The sequence below is a fragment of the Vibrio sp. 10N.261.52.A1 genome, from assembly GCF_002876325.1.
Classification (GTDB): Bacteria; Pseudomonadota; Gammaproteobacteria; order Enterobacterales; family Vibrionaceae; genus Vibrio; species Vibrio chagasii.
The window spans coordinates 1-13,613 of record NZ_MCYD01001324.1; the positions used below are offsets into that span (position 1 = coordinate 1).

At 45.2% G+C, this 13,613-nt stretch carries 11 protein-coding genes; 5 read left to right on the forward strand and 6 right to left on the reverse strand.

Going from position 1 to position 13,613, the window contains the following annotated elements:
* Nucleotides 1-580 precede the first annotated feature (580 nt).
* Together BCT81_RS27340 and BCT81_RS27345 are read left to right on the forward strand one after the other, a co-directional pair.
* Nucleotides 581-2,431: an ABC transporter ATP-binding protein gene (locus BCT81_RS27340; protein ID WP_102426495.1), complete on the forward strand. Its 1,851-nt coding sequence runs from the start codon at nucleotides 581-583 to the stop codon at nucleotides 2,429-2,431.
* Nucleotides 2,432-2,718: 287 nt separating this feature from the next.
* Nucleotides 2,719-3,426 carry a DUF445 domain-containing protein gene (locus BCT81_RS27345; protein ID WP_102426496.1) on the forward strand — a complete coding sequence of 236 codons (708 nt, stop codon included), beginning with the start codon at nucleotides 2,719-2,721 and terminating at the stop codon, nucleotides 3,424-3,426.
* A 111-nt stretch (nucleotides 3,427-3,537) separates the two neighbouring features.
* Here BCT81_RS27345 and BCT81_RS27350 read toward each other — a convergent pair whose 3' ends face one another.
* Nucleotides 3,538-4,026, reverse strand: a complete 489-nt coding sequence (locus tag BCT81_RS27350) for an Lrp/AsnC ligand binding domain-containing protein (RefSeq protein ID WP_004736894.1) — start codon at nucleotides 4,024-4,026, stop codon at nucleotides 3,538-3,540.
* Nucleotides 4,027-4,304: 278 nt separating this feature from the next.
* Here BCT81_RS27350 and BCT81_RS29485 point away from each other — a divergent pair, with 278 nt between their 5' ends.
* Nucleotides 4,305-4,475, forward strand: coding sequence for a hypothetical protein (locus BCT81_RS29485; RefSeq protein WP_004736895.1), 171 nt, complete (start codon nucleotides 4,305-4,307; stop codon nucleotides 4,473-4,475).
* Nucleotides 4,476-4,536: 61 nt separating this feature from the next.
* Here BCT81_RS29485 and BCT81_RS29895 read toward each other — a convergent pair whose 3' ends face one another.
* Complete coding sequence (locus BCT81_RS29895) at nucleotides 4,537-4,761, reverse strand: hypothetical protein (RefSeq protein WP_102426497.1); 225 nt, start codon at nucleotides 4,759-4,761, stop codon at nucleotides 4,537-4,539.
* A gap of 421 nt (nucleotides 4,762-5,182) precedes the next feature.
* On the opposite strand from BCT81_RS29895, the gene BCT81_RS27360 reads away from it, so the two are divergent.
* Nucleotides 5,183-5,704 carry a MerR family transcriptional regulator gene (locus BCT81_RS27360; protein ID WP_102426498.1) on the forward strand — a complete coding sequence of 174 codons (522 nt, stop codon included), beginning with the start codon at nucleotides 5,183-5,185 and terminating at the stop codon, nucleotides 5,702-5,704.
* A 71-nt stretch (nucleotides 5,705-5,775) separates the two neighbouring features.
* Here the strand turns inward: BCT81_RS27360 and putP are convergent, their stop codons facing one another.
* The 4 genes from putP to BCT81_RS27380 all read right to left on the reverse strand — a co-directional run bounded on the left by putP (nucleotide 5,776) and on the right by BCT81_RS27380 (nucleotide 12,309).
* On the reverse strand, nucleotides 5,776-7,266 hold the full coding sequence (gene putP / locus BCT81_RS27365; protein WP_061032388.1) for a sodium/proline symporter PutP: 1,491 nt from the start codon (nucleotides 7,264-7,266) through the stop codon (nucleotides 5,776-5,778).
* Between the two features lie 183 nt (nucleotides 7,267-7,449).
* A complete protein-coding gene (locus tag BCT81_RS27370; protein ID WP_102426499.1) occupies nucleotides 7,450-8,154 on the reverse strand; it encodes a 1-pyrroline-5-carboxylate dehydrogenase in 705 nt (234 codons plus the stop codon).
* A gap of 11 nt (nucleotides 8,155-8,165) precedes the next feature.
* Nucleotides 8,166-11,303 carry a bifunctional proline dehydrogenase/L-glutamate gamma-semialdehyde dehydrogenase PutA gene (putA, locus tag BCT81_RS27375; RefSeq protein ID WP_102426500.1) on the reverse strand — a complete coding sequence of 1,046 codons (3,138 nt, stop codon included), beginning with the start codon at nucleotides 11,301-11,303 and terminating at the stop codon, nucleotides 8,166-8,168.
* 181 nt (nucleotides 11,304-11,484) lie between these two features.
* Nucleotides 11,485-12,309: an AraC family transcriptional regulator gene (locus BCT81_RS27380; protein ID WP_017071242.1), complete on the reverse strand. Its 825-nt coding sequence runs from the start codon at nucleotides 12,307-12,309 to the stop codon at nucleotides 11,485-11,487.
* Nucleotides 12,310-12,791: 482 nt separating this feature from the next.
* On the opposite strand from BCT81_RS27380, the gene BCT81_RS27385 reads away from it, so the two are divergent.
* Nucleotides 12,792-13,613 (forward strand): chromosome partitioning protein ParA (locus BCT81_RS27385; RefSeq protein ID WP_102426501.1); only part of this gene is annotated, 822 nt, incomplete at its 3' end.

A 13,613-nucleotide genomic window follows, 5' to 3' on the forward strand; every position in this document is an offset into this window, starting at 1 on the left:
TCCCTATCTTTTATTTACCTCAGAATTGTAAACAAGTTGTTACGACAAGATTCACTGAAAAGAATAATGATTTGAATATTTATCCCAAACATTTACTGCCAAACCCAGTTTAAACCGTAATTTTTACTGCAAGATAACAGCACATCAGAAAGAACCAACAGTTTGCATATCAATTAGAGGATTTGCTGAATAAATATCCGAGCGCTCTTTTCTGTGTTACCGCGACTTTAGGTTACAATTTAATCCATTTAGCGTTAGGATTATCACCGTTGCATAACAATCAATTACGTTTGAAATAAGCTTAACTCTTCCCATCTGATCCAATCTAAAATAAGCGTCATACACAATACGTTTTGGACCTTTCGCGATCACTAAAACACGGTGTTAAACCAAGCTCTAGAGCCAAGCGTTTGAGCCAGAGTGAAAACCAAACTCCATCGAATGATTTAATGCTTATAAGAACGCATGGGCGCTCATAAAATTTCAAACCAAGACTGTGAAAATTTAAATTGAGACTATAAAACAAAGCTGCACGACGATGCCGCTGCATATAGAGACACGAGTTTATAAAGGGAAATCTATGTACAAAAAGTTTGAAGGTTTTACTGAAGCCTTTCCAAAGGGAGAACCGATACAACCTCCTACTGGAATACTGGCATTCTGCCGCCACTACACACGAGGTTTTGAAAAGCCACTGATCTTGCTCGGTATCATGAGCATGACGATTGCGATCATCGAAGTGGCGCTATTTGGTTACATGGGACAACTGGTTGACTGGCTATCAACAAGTAACCCAGAAACCTTCTTAGCTGACAACAAGTCCACTCTTATGGGCCTTGGTGTGCTGCTGTTGGTCGTGATGCCGATCTTGATCAGTGTGTACTCACTGTTGCTTCATCAAACCTTACTCGGCAACTATCCGATGTCGATTCGCTGGTTGGCGCACCGCTACCTGTTAAAACAAAGCTTATCCTTCTACCAAGATGACTTTGCCGGACGTGTCGCCACCAAAGTAATGCAAACATCGCTCGCGGTTCGTGAAACCGTGACCAAGATGGTTGATGTGTTTGTCTACGTGACAGTTTACTTCACCGCGATGCTTTTCATGCTTGCCGAGTCAGATTGGCGCTTGATGGCTCCGATGCTGATTTGGCTATTCGTTTACATCGGTATTCAACTGCACTTCGTGCCAAAGCTAAAAGATGTTTCTTCCGAACAAGCGGATGCTCGTTCATTGATGACGGGTCGTATTGTTGATAGCTACACCAACATCGCCACCGTGAAACTGTTCTCACACAGTAAACGTGAAACCGAATATGCCGAAGAAGGCATGGAAGGCTTCCTAGATACCGTGTATCGCCAGATGCGCCTTGTTACTGGCTTCAACATCTGTGTGGAATTCGCTAACTACCTACTGGTATTCAGCATCGCGGGTATCTCTATCTACCTATGGCTCGATAGCGCAATCACTGTGGGTGCCATTGCGATTGCGGTAAGTTTGGCTCTACGTATTAACGGCATGTCGAAATGGATCATGTGGGAGATCGGTGGCCTGTTTGAAAACTTAGGCACCGTGATTGACGGCATTAAAACCATGTCGAAGCCGATCGCTATCAAAGATAAGAAAGATGCGCAGCCACTTAAGGTTCCACAAGGCGGCATCAACTTCGAAAACGTGAGCTTCAACTACGGTGAGAACAAAGGGGTTATCAATAAGCTAAACCTCAACATCAAACCAGGTGAAAAAGTCGGCCTAGTAGGACGTTCTGGCGCAGGTAAATCGACGTTAGTTAACTTGTTACTGCGTTTTCATGATGTCGAAAGCGGCCGTATCCTGATTGATGATCAAGAGATCTCAAGCGTTACTCAAGACTCACTGCGCAGCAATATTGGCATGGTGACACAAGACACCTCACTGCTTCACCGTTCAATCAAAGACAACATTCTTTACGGTCGTCCGGAAGCAACAGATGAAGAGGTGTATGCCGCAACCAAACAAGCGCACGCACATGAGTTTATCGAAACCCTAACCGACCCGTTTGGCAACATTGGTTACGATGCTCAAGTGGGCGAGCGTGGTGTGAAGCTTTCTGGTGGTCAGCGCCAACGTGTAGCAATTTCACGTGTACTTCTGAAAAATGCACCACTGTTGGTTCTTGATGAAGCGACTTCAGCTCTAGATTCAGAGGTAGAGGCTGCAATCCAAGAGAGCTTAATTGAGCTAATGGAAGGTAAGACGGTTATCGCGATTGCACACCGCCTATCCACCATCGCAGCAATGGATCGCCTGATCGTTTTAGATGAAGGTAATATCGTTGAAGAAGGCACGCACCAAGATCTAATTAACCAAAATGGTATCTATGCGCAGTTGTGGAATCACCAGACTGGTGGCTTCATAGCCGATGATCTTGAGCAAGCTAGCAACGATTAATTTGTGTGCTATTTTAAAAGTGCGGCGCATTTCACGCCAATTTGCTAAATAGCGGTAAATTACACATGGCAGAATGTTATGTCGTAATTATATAATGACTTTAACAAACCAAGACGGCTTCGCTTGCACGTTCTGGAATAAGGCTAGACTTCGGGGGGAGGCTAGCCTTTCTTATGTCCGTAATCAGCGATCTTTGCCACCTGTTCCATCAACTTCATCGATCCTTTTGTTTTTTTCTTGGCGTTTTTTTCTTAAAATGCGCGCAATATTCTTTCTAGAGATCAACCATGAACAAAAGTGTCTTAACTAACGTTATCGCGTTAGCACTGCTTGCTGGCGGCTATGCGACAGCAAATCAATACCTACTTTACGCGGGCCTATTCGCCTTTTCTGGTGCCATCACCAACTGGCTTGCGATTCACATGTTGTTCGAGAAAGTACCCGGCCTATACGGCTCTGGCGTTATTCCAGCGCGATTTGAAGAGTTCAAAGCAGCCATCAAACAACTGATGATGGAGCAATTCTTTACTGAGCGTAACATCGACCGCTTCCTAAGCAGCGAAATGAGCGGTGGCCAATCACTGAACCTAGAGCCTGTGATTAAGAAAATCGATTTCAACCCTGCATTCGATTCGCTGGTTAACGTTATCGAGAACTCACAGTTTGGCGGCATGCTAGCAATGTTTGGTGGTACAGAAGCATTAGAGCCAATGAAAGCGCCATTTGTTGAGAAGATGCAAGAATCTGTCATCGAAATCAGCAAGAGTGATTCAGTGAAGAATGCCATCAAGGAAGAACTGGAATCACCAGCAATGATGGATGAAATCAAAGAGAACATCGAAGCCATCATCGACCAGCGTTTGAATGAACTGACACCGAAACTGGTAAAAGAGATGGTTCAAACCATGATCAAGAAACACCTTGGCTGGCTTGTCGTGTGGGGTGGTGTATTCGGTGGTGTGATTGGTCTTATTTCAGCGGCGATTACACTGTAAATCGTCTATAACCATACTTATCTGATTGCTCCTTTCTGGCAGTCAAAAAAATGGAAGCTCATTGGCTTCCATTTTTTATATCTATCAAAACTGGCTCAAGTTAGAAGCGCGCTAAGTTAAAGTCGCTAACAGCTCAGGGTTCACACCAAAGCCCTTTTTATGTTCTTCAATCACCACTTCACTGCGCGTCTGAATCACACCAGGCAAGGTCCCTAACTTGGTGGCCATAAACGCTTGGTATGCCTTCATGTCTTTCACTCGAACCTTGATCATGGTGTCAAAGTCTCCCGACAACGAATAACACTCTTCCACCTCAGGCATCATTTCCACAGCTTGGGCAAATTTATCAAAGATTGAAAAGCTGGTTTGGTCGAGACGAATATGGATAAAGACTTGAACATCGAGCCCCAACTTCTCGGAACACAGCTCTGCGTGGTAACCCGTGATGTAACCCTCTTTTTCTAATCGCTTCAATCTATCAGAACAAGGAGAGGTCGTTAGGTTAACCTGCTTGGCCAGCTCAACCACAGGCAAGCGCCCCTTCATGTGCAGAATTCTTAGTATCTCTTTATCGATACGATCAAGCTGATGCTGAGACATAACATTCCTTAAACATTCTAAATTCGGCTCAGTATATTCCATACCTAGAGCGATCGAAGAAAACCCCGCTCACACATTTAAAAACTAAACATACAAGCCACATTCACACCAAATATAAATTCACACAAATAGATAACAATCGTTATAAATCAAACTCTGGTTATTAACAAATTATTATAGAAATGACCCGATAAACAAATAAGTTGAGCCAGAAACGAAAGAAAGGATATATGGCAAAGTGAATAATAGAATTATCAAAGAGAAAGGATGACTCTATTATGAAAACACAAGAACTCGCGTATAAACCCTACGGTATCGGCTCATGGACACACGTAACAGTGTCAAAAGATGTGGCTCAAGCACTCGCTAATGAATACTCAAACTACGGATGGGAAGTAAAAATTGATGGCAATGCCATTAACAGCGAGATCGCGCTTAAAGCGGCTTAGATGACAAAAACCTCCCAAACGGAGGTTTTTTTGATATCGGTTAGTAAGCACTTACCATCAGTTAAGCTAAGCCAACTTGAGGAACTGCACTTCCCGTTTCACAACGGCAGTTGCACGTGCGACAAAAGTGCTGCGTTTCCATATCGTAATATAAGTTGCCACTAAATAGCTTTGAGGTCCATTGCAACACACGGCCAGAGGCTGTCTCGGGCTCTGATTCACAACGTTTCATTATAGACTTATGTAGTGTTGTTTTTTTACATCCTTTGCAATAGAGATCAGGCATACCTTTGTCCTATAGGTCTTTAGTGGTTACTGACAATTGACACATCATGTCCAATTCGGTTCCACAATTCATCGAGCTAATAACAAAAGTGAGCGCCAAGTTCAAAAAATCGCCACTTTTCTGTTTCATTTTTTGACATCACACGCCATTGAGTAAGTTGATCTTTCCCTTCTCACACAAGATCCAACCGCTTCGATTTACATTGTAAAACCCCACCAACCGTTCGATCACGCCTGATTCCACCCCGATCTTAAGTACGACAAACGTCGCACCTCACTAACAAAATACCGATATCGTAGGCTGCTCAAATTGCCGAATCAAAACCCATCACCTATACACCTTTATACGACGCGATTAGAATACTTGGCTATCAATTAAACATGCCTGTTTAGTTCACGCGCTCGCAACCAATGAGGTAGAAATGCTCACCGTTACTCAAATTGCCAAGGCCTACAACATATCTCGTACCACCATTCTCTACTACGAGCGTGCCGGGCTGCTGCTTCCTCACAGTCGCTCCGATAATGGCTATCGTTGGTATGGCAAAAAAGAGCAAGCTCGGTTAGAGAGTATTATCTCTTACCGATCGTTTGGTTTGTCTATACAGGAGATAAGCGCCCTGCTTGATCGCACAGACGATGTGAAACAAGAGCAGACACTAGTGAATCAGTTCAACGCCTTGGAAAAGGAAATTCAGAGCCTGCGTCAACAGCAGAAGGCGATCGTGATGTTACTTGAGCAACCTGAGTTGCTAGAGCAGAAGATGCTGACAAAAGAGCGCTGGGTACGGGTGATGGAGAATGCTGGGTTTGACGAAAAGGATATGAAGAACTGGCACAAGCAGTTTGAAAAGATGGAGCCGACCGCTCACCAAGAGTTTTTGGAGTCATTGAATATCGATGAGCAAGAAGTCGCGAGCATTAGAGAGTGGTCAAAAAAATAGAGCCACCGAAGTGACTCTATTGTTCTTTGTTTATATCTTTTGCTAATTCGCTTGTATTTTTACAATGTAAATTAGTCTAGCTCCACTAGCTTCTTCTCGAACTCAGCGTGTTGCGCTTTCACTTCGTCTTCTGGCTCGCCAGTAATTAGGCTCACGATAACGATAGATAGAGTCGATAGGATGATTCCCGGTACGATTTCGTAAACGTCGAACCAACCGCCAGTGAACTGCTTCCAAAGTACGATAGTCACACCACCAACCACGATACCCGCTAGAGCGCCGTTACGGTTCATACGAGACCAGTAAAGGCTCATCACGATAGCAGGACCAAATGCCGCACCAAAACCAGCCCAAGCGTAAGACACAAGGCCAAGTACAGAGCTGTCTGGCGTCATCGCTAGGAATAGCGCGATAAGAGAGATGATGATTACCGCAAAGCGACCCACACGAACGATCTCTTCAGATGTCGCATCTTTCTTAAGTACTTGCTTGTAAAGGTCTTCTGCCATTGCAGATGAAGATACAAGAAGTTGTGAATCCGCAGTACTCATGATTGCCGCAAGGATAGCAGCTAGTAGGATACCAGCAATTACTGGGTGGAACATCGCGTTAACAAGAAGCATGAAGATCTTCTCACCATCGTCTAGCTTAGGCGCACCAGAGTTAGTCACGTAAATAAGACCAACCAGGCCCACTAGCATTGCACCAACCATAGACAGAGCTGTCCATACCACCGCGATACGACGCGCTGTTGCTAGGTCTTTATTAGTACGTGTTGCTTTAAAACGAGCAAGGATGTGCGGCTGACCGAAGTAACCAAGACCCCAAGCCGCTAGCGAGATGATCGCGATAGCAGATAGCGGTTCACCTTTCGCATCATTCCATAGCGTTAGCAGCTCTGGGTTGATGTTGTGAAGATCAGTCGATAGCTGACCAAGACCACCGTTCATCGCTGCGATTGGTACAATCAATAGCGCAGCAGACATCAGTAGACCTTGAACCAAATCCGTCCAAGATACCGCAAGGAAACCACCAAATAGCGTGTAAGAAACCACACATACTGTGCCGATGATTACCGCTGTTGTGTAATCTAGACCGAATACCGTTTCAAACAATTTACCACCCGCTACCAAGCCAGAACTTGTGTAGAAAAGGAAGAATAAAAGGATAAAGAAAGCAGAAATTGTTTGGATCAGCTTCGAATTATCATTGAAACGACGAGATAGGAACTCAGGTAGCGTCAGTGACTCTGTTGTAATGCTGTAAGTACGCAGACGCTTAGCACTGATTAACCAGTTCGCCCAAGTACCAACTAGCAGGCCACCAGCAAGCCAGAATGCTTCAAAACCAGCAGCGTAAGCGTAACCCGGTAGACCAAGTAGTAACCAACCACTCATGTCTGATGCACCAGCAGAAAGTGCAGCAGGCCATGGGCCTAGCGAACGACCACCAAGGAAGTAGTCTGTCGAGCTAGAAGTACGTTTGTAAGCAATAACACCGATTGCCAGCATCATAATTAGATACGCAATGAACGTCGTCGTTATTGCAAAACTGTTTTCTATCATTTGATAGTCCTCATTTGTAAAAAGCCTTCCATGCCTAATTCAATGCAAGACACTCACCGTAAAGGCAAGCGAGTGCATTGAGTTAGGTATTGAGGCTCCAAGGCACTATGAGTTAAATCCAAAGATGGTGAAACCAACAATGGAGAAAACAAAAGCGCTTAGAGCCAATGTTACTGAAGGTTAGTGAGCTTCGCTTCCAAGTTCGAGCAAGGTCGCGTTACCGCCCACGGCTGTTATATTTATAGTTCGCGTACGCTCGGTAATGAAACGCAGCGATAGGTGTGGATCGTGAGCAACATGCATTGCCGTCAGATCCGTTTCAGCTACTAAACTGACGATGGCACCGTCACGCTTAGCAAGTTGTAAATTGATAGCTTGAGCCGTTTGTGAACTACCTACGTAACCTGCGCTACGTACATCGCAAGACAGCAGCTGTTGAGCCGCGTCGTACGAGGCAACCTGCACCAAGTTCGTCGGTAGATTCGCTTGCTTCGCCGCATCAACGATCAACGTATTGAATTGCACGTCATCACTGCACAATTGCACGCTGTTACCCGCTAATAGTGCAGCGGTAATCATCGCGGTTGCTGTTTGCAGTGCTGGCTCTTTGTCTTGGCAATCATCAACAATCACCAAAGCCACACCACGACCTGCAGCATACAGCTCGTTTGTTTCACCCGTCGGGCCAGCCATTAAGTGCTGCTCAGAAAGCAGCGCAGACGCTTGCTCTAGGTGATAAGTTGCCACTGCCGCCAAAGACGTAGATTGGCTTTCGATCTCTGATTTGAATGCAAGTACCTGAGCACTCTTATGATCAAAGTCGGTAAGATTCCATTGTTCCCACGCCAAGAAAGCATCAGAAAAACCTGTCACTTGATGAACCATGATACTGCTCCTTATGCCTTGTCTTGTGATTGAGAGAAATGAACATCAGTAAAGCGGTATAGGTAGTGAGGACCACCCGCTTTAGGGCCAGTACCAGACAAGCCTTGACCACCAAATGGTTGTACACCAACAACAGCGCCAACTTGGTCACGGTTGATGTAACAGTTACCCACACGAACGTGTTTTTCGATCCAACGGTAAGTTGTCTCGTTACGGCTGTGGATACCCATGGTTAAGCCAAAACCGGTTTGGTTAATTTGCTCTACCACTTGCGCCAGTTCACTCGCTTTGAAGCGAACGATATGCAGTACAGGACCAAACTGCTCTTCTTTCAAACAGCTGATGTCATCGATTTCAAATGCACTTGGTGGAACAAAGTCACCATGTTCACAATCCGCTCCTAGAGAAAGTTGAGCTACTTTCTTCTGGGTCTTGGTCATGTTTTCTAGGTGCGTCATCAACTTCTGCTTCGCGTTTTGGTCAATAACTGGGCCCACATCCGTTTTATGAAGATGTGGAATACCAACGCTTAGCTCATCCATCGCACCGTGAATTAGTCCAATCACGCGATCTGCAATGTCTTCTTGAATGTAAAGCACACGTAGCGCAGAACAACGTTGACCTGCTGAAGCAAAGGCAGAACGAATCACATCACGAACCACTTGTTCAGGCAGTGCAGTACTGTCGACAATCATCGCGTTCTGACCACCGGTTTCCGCAATAAACGGCACAGGCTTAGCGTTGCGGCTTGCCAATGACACATTGATGCGTTGTGCAGTTGGGGTTGACCCCGTGAAGGCAACGCCTGCAATCGCATCGTGGCTAGTTAGCGCACTGCCGATCTCTGCACCACGACCAGGTAGAAGTTGAATCGTGCCAGCAGGGAAGCCCGCTTCATTCATCAGTTCAACCGCGCGAGCCGCAATCAAGCTAGTTTGCTCTGCAGGTTTCGCCACAACCGTGTTACCCGCCACTAGTGCAGCTGTAATTTGGCCAAGGAAGATCGCCAATGGGAAGTTCCAAGGGCTGATACAAACGAACACACCACGACCTTGTCGCGAAGCGATTCGAGTTAGACCATCAAAGCCTTTAAGCTCAAAACCTTGCAGGTTGTTCGCTTGTTTTGCGTAGTAACGACAGAAGTCGACCGCTTCACGTACTTCATCAATGCTGTCGTGAATTGTCTTACCCGCTTCTTGATGACAAATTGCCACCAGCTCAGCCAGGTTCTCTTCCATCAGATCAGCTAGCTTCTCAAGCGCTGCGGCTTTGGTTTCAACCGATGTCGCATTCCAATCAGCAAATGCGGCGTCTGCACCACTTATCGCTGCGGAAACATGATCAAGGTTTGCAAAAGCCACCTGACCCACGTTAATACGACGATCGTAAGGTGCTGTTACTTGTTCAACATTCTGATCAGCCTTGATCATGCTTTCGGCAAGAGATTCGCCGTTGATCACAGGTCCAGCAGTCCATTGATTGTTCAAAAAGCCTTTTACTTGCTCTTCAAACTGATGCGCTTCGCTCTCGATATCAATGTTCACACCGTATGAGTTCTTACGCTCAGGGAATACCGCTGGCGGCAGAGGAATCTTAGTGTTGTTCAACGTATCGAATGCCAAAAGCATGTCGACTGGATGCTGTGTTAGCTCTGCCACTGGGCAACGAGCATCAACCAAACGGTGTACAAACGAACTGTTTGCACCATTCTCTAACAGACGACGTACTAGGTATGGCAGTAGATCTTTATGGCTACCAACTGGCGCGTAAATACGTACCGACTGTTGGTAAGCTTCCATTGCATGGTTGTAAAGTGAATCACCCATGCCGTGTAAGCGTTGGAATTCAAAGTCTTTATGGTCTGTCATCACTGCAATAGCAGAAACCGTATGAGCATTGTGGCTCGCAAACTGCGGGAAGATATTGCCACGAACACTTGGGCTCAATAGATAACGCGCACACGCTAGGTAAGCTACATCAGTCGCTTCTTTGCGAGTGTAAACAGGGTAGTTATCGAAACCAGCTTGTTGTGACCATTTGATCTCACTATCCCAGTAAGCACCTTTAACTAGGCGAAGTGGGATTAAGTCACCCAGCTCTTTTGCTAGGCGGTTTAGCCAAACTAGAACTGGTAACGCACGCTTTGAATACGCTTGAATAACCAGACCAAACTTGCCCCAGCCTTTCACTAGCTCGCTGCGATACAGTTTTTCGAATAACTTAAGCGAAAGCTCTAGGCGATCCGCTTCTTCTGCATCAATCGTGATCGCAACATCAAGCTCAATCGCACGGCGCAGTAACTGCTCTAGCGTATCGCATAGCTCAGTCAGTACGCGGTCTTCGTTCGCCACCTCGTAACGAGGATGAAGTGCAGAAAGCTTGATAGACACAGATGGCGCTGGGCTAGATTTTGAAGAGACATAAGTGTCTCGACCTACGGCTTCAATCGCCATTAGGTAATCTTTAAAGTACTTATTTGCGTCAGCTGTAGTCAGTGCCGCTTCACCTAGCATGTCGTAAGAGTAGGTAAAGCCTTTGTCGCGCATCGACTTACCGTTCTTTTGCGCTTCAGCAATGCTGCGGCCAAGAACAAATTGGTGGCCCATCACTTTCATCGCTTGGTGCATCGCTTTACGAATTACCGGCTCAGAAAGCTTGTTCACTAAACGGTTAACCGCTTGTCCAGCACTCTGCTCATTCGATGAAAGTCCAACCACCTTGCCTGTTAGCATTAAGCCCCAAGTCGAAGCGTTAACAAAAACCGAATCAGAATTCTTTAGGTGAGACTTCCAATCCGCAACGCTTAGCTTGTCGCGAATCAGTGCATCAGCCGTTGCTGAATCAGGAATACGCATCAAGGCTTCCGCCAGACACATCAGCAAGATGCCCTCTTGAGTATCTAAGCTGTATTCAAGCAACAGCGCATCGATCATCTGGATAGAAGTCTTATCCGCACGGATAGCTTCGATCAAAGAAGTCGTTTTGTCTGTGATTTGCTGCTTTTCAGACTCAGAAGGGGTAGCTAGTGGCAGAAGTTGCTCTAGCCATTGGGTTTCATCCACCATATATAATGGTGAGATAAGCGACCATAGATCATCAAGCGACTGCTCGTTGAATTCTGGCTTTAACACATCAGTAGCTGTAAACATGCGTTTTCCTTAATCTCACACCCGGAATTAGCCCGGGATCTCTACAATGGCTGCAGTGTATTTAGAGTATATAAGGAATACTTGTCAAAAACTCCGAGTTTTTTGCTAAAAACTCGCTTTATTAACAAAACAAACACAATGTCACATATGAAACTTTAATATAATATGCCGTTTCGTTTCACTATTTAACAGAAATTTGCTTTTTGTATTGAGATGGTGACATGCCTTGAAGGCGTGAAAATGTGTGGGTAAAAGAGGATTGACCGGAGAATCCAGCAAGTTCTGCGACCTGACCAAGGCTTAAATTCCCTTGTTCAATAAGACGTCGAGCACGGTCGATTCGCTTACCTAGTACATACTGGTGAGGAGTAATGCCCATTTGCTCTTTAAACAACATATGGAATTGGCTTTCGCCTAAGAACACGCTACCTGCAAGTTGCGCGACTGAAATCTTACTTGCTAAATGTTGCTCGATGTAACGATCAAGCGCTTCAAGATCGAAGCGCGAATCCTTCACTGACGTTTCAAATGCCGAGATGTGCCTTTGCATTAAGGCGATCACCGTGTCATTGCAGGCTCGGCTTAACAACAGATCATCAGGACTCGCCTGCATCTCTTGTACCAGCATATGAATAAGCTTTTGAATTTGCGCATCTAATTGAAAATAGACGTTCGAAGACTCGAGCTGATTAATCTTCTCTAGCATCAGCGGGTCGTCGTCACTCGGCACGGGCATGTTAAGCACCAAAATGTCGGACTGACCGACCACACCACCGAAAGCATGATCAGAGCTCGCTGTCACCACACAACCTTGTCCTGGGCCAACAAGATTCCCCTTACCACTCACTTCAAATTCCGCCTGACCTTTTAAACCAATCACCACCTGAGAATAATGGTGATCGTGGCAATCCATATGCGATGGCAAAGTGATAATCTCAGCAGGACGAGGGCCAGTAAGGCCTAGTGGAGAAAGGTCTAGGTTAGGAAAGGGTAAAGGTTTAGACATGACAGAAAAATACTCGGGTCAACATAGTAAGAATAATACTCTTAAATGCGCATAAGATGAATTTGTAAATGCTCATGACAGTTATTTGCTCGCGAGAAGGAAAAGATCATTATCGCGATCATCTTGATCATGCCTCCGGAAGGATGATCAAGAGTGTACAAACTACGGCTTATGTAAAATCAATATTTTCGGTGCTTTTTTATAAATCTCAACCTCACGATTCACTCAACCAAGATGACTCATAAATGAGAAATTAATCATCAGAGCATCACTAAAACATTTGCTTATATAGCTCAAACAATTCGCATAAAACTTATAAAAAGTGTATCCAAAGTACCGAAACGCGGCATTTGAGTAGATTGAAATACAATAAAACGGTATAAAGACGGATACTGTGTTAATTGCTAATAACTAGTGACTCACAACTAGGAAGCAGACACATTATCAATGAGCTAATTTCAATCTATAAGTTGCAGGGACCTATGACTAACTTTCGAATTTCAGCGCTTTTACTTGCGCTATCCCCACTTTGGGTATCTGCATCGGTATCAGCTGAAGAACTGAATCAAGTCGATCCCGTTTCAGCCATCGATGCAAAAATAACAGAGAAAAACTCAGATATTGAGCGTATTTCAGCAACCAAAGTATCGGCGACTGAGAACCTAAAACAACTACAAAACACAAACAGTAAGTTGTTGCGCGAAGGTGAAGAACTTAAGGCAAAACGTAACAGAGCCAAGTCTGCACTAGACAAACAGTACAGTCGTCTACTTGAAGACCCAGAAACGGACCTGGTCTCTTTTCAAAAAAGTTACCAAGATGCATGGGCTGCAGTTAAAGAAAATCAATCGGCTCAGCTAGACAATCAACAAGCGATGAATGAGGGTGAGATTCACCTTTCTCAGATCAAACAGAAGCAAGCTCGAATGAACAATGAGCTGGCAAGCCTGAGAGAGTCAAAAGTTGAAGCTCGCGTAAAACGTATCGCAACAGAACTGCGTGAAAGTGCAGTTTTGGAAACCAGCTACACCACCACATGTGAATCCACAATGACCCTTGGTGAGTGTACAGCTCAGGGTAAATACCTAACGAACCAAAAAGCGGTGCAAACGTTCAAGAGCCAGTTACTTGAGCAGCTCACAGAAAGCACTCTGGCGAAGCAGTTGCAAGGCGTTCAGTTGAACATCCACGTTCAGGACAGCCAGCCAATCAAGAGCGGTTTCTCTGGCAACAACTCTTACTTCATGCAGATGCAAGCTCAACTGCAAGCAAAACCTGAAGCGGTTGCCGCATGTAACCTATTG

Excerpts from the sequence above, each read along its gene's own strand:
- BCT81_RS29895 (WP_102426497.1), bottom strand. The coding sequence starts at position 4,761 with ATGCCTGATCTCTATTGCAAAGGATGTAAAAAAACAACACTACATAAG.
- BCT81_RS27350 (WP_004736894.1), bottom strand. The coding sequence starts at position 4,026 with ATGTCTCAGCATCAGCTTGATCGTATCGATAAAGAGATACTAAGAATT.
- BCT81_RS29485 (WP_004736895.1), top strand. The coding sequence starts at position 4,305 with ATGAAAACACAAGAACTCGCGTATAAACCCTACGGTATCGGCTCATGG.
- BCT81_RS27340 (WP_102426495.1), top strand. The coding sequence starts at position 581 with ATGTACAAAAAGTTTGAAGGTTTTACTGAAGCCTTTCCAAAGGGAGAA.
- BCT81_RS27345 (WP_102426496.1), top strand. The coding sequence starts at position 2,719 with ATGAACAAAAGTGTCTTAACTAACGTTATCGCGTTAGCACTGCTTGCT.
- BCT81_RS27360 (WP_102426498.1), top strand. The coding sequence starts at position 5,183 with ATGCTCACCGTTACTCAAATTGCCAAGGCCTACAACATATCTCGTACC.
- BCT81_RS27370 (WP_102426499.1), bottom strand. The coding sequence starts at position 8,154 with ATGGTTCATCAAGTGACAGGTTTTTCTGATGCTTTCTTGGCGTGGGAA.
- BCT81_RS27380 (WP_017071242.1), bottom strand. The coding sequence starts at position 12,309 with ATGTCTAAACCTTTACCCTTTCCTAACCTAGACCTTTCTCCACTAGGC.
- putA (WP_102426500.1), bottom strand. The coding sequence starts at position 11,303 with ATGTTTACAGCTACTGATGTGTTAAAGCCAGAATTCAACGAGCAGTCG.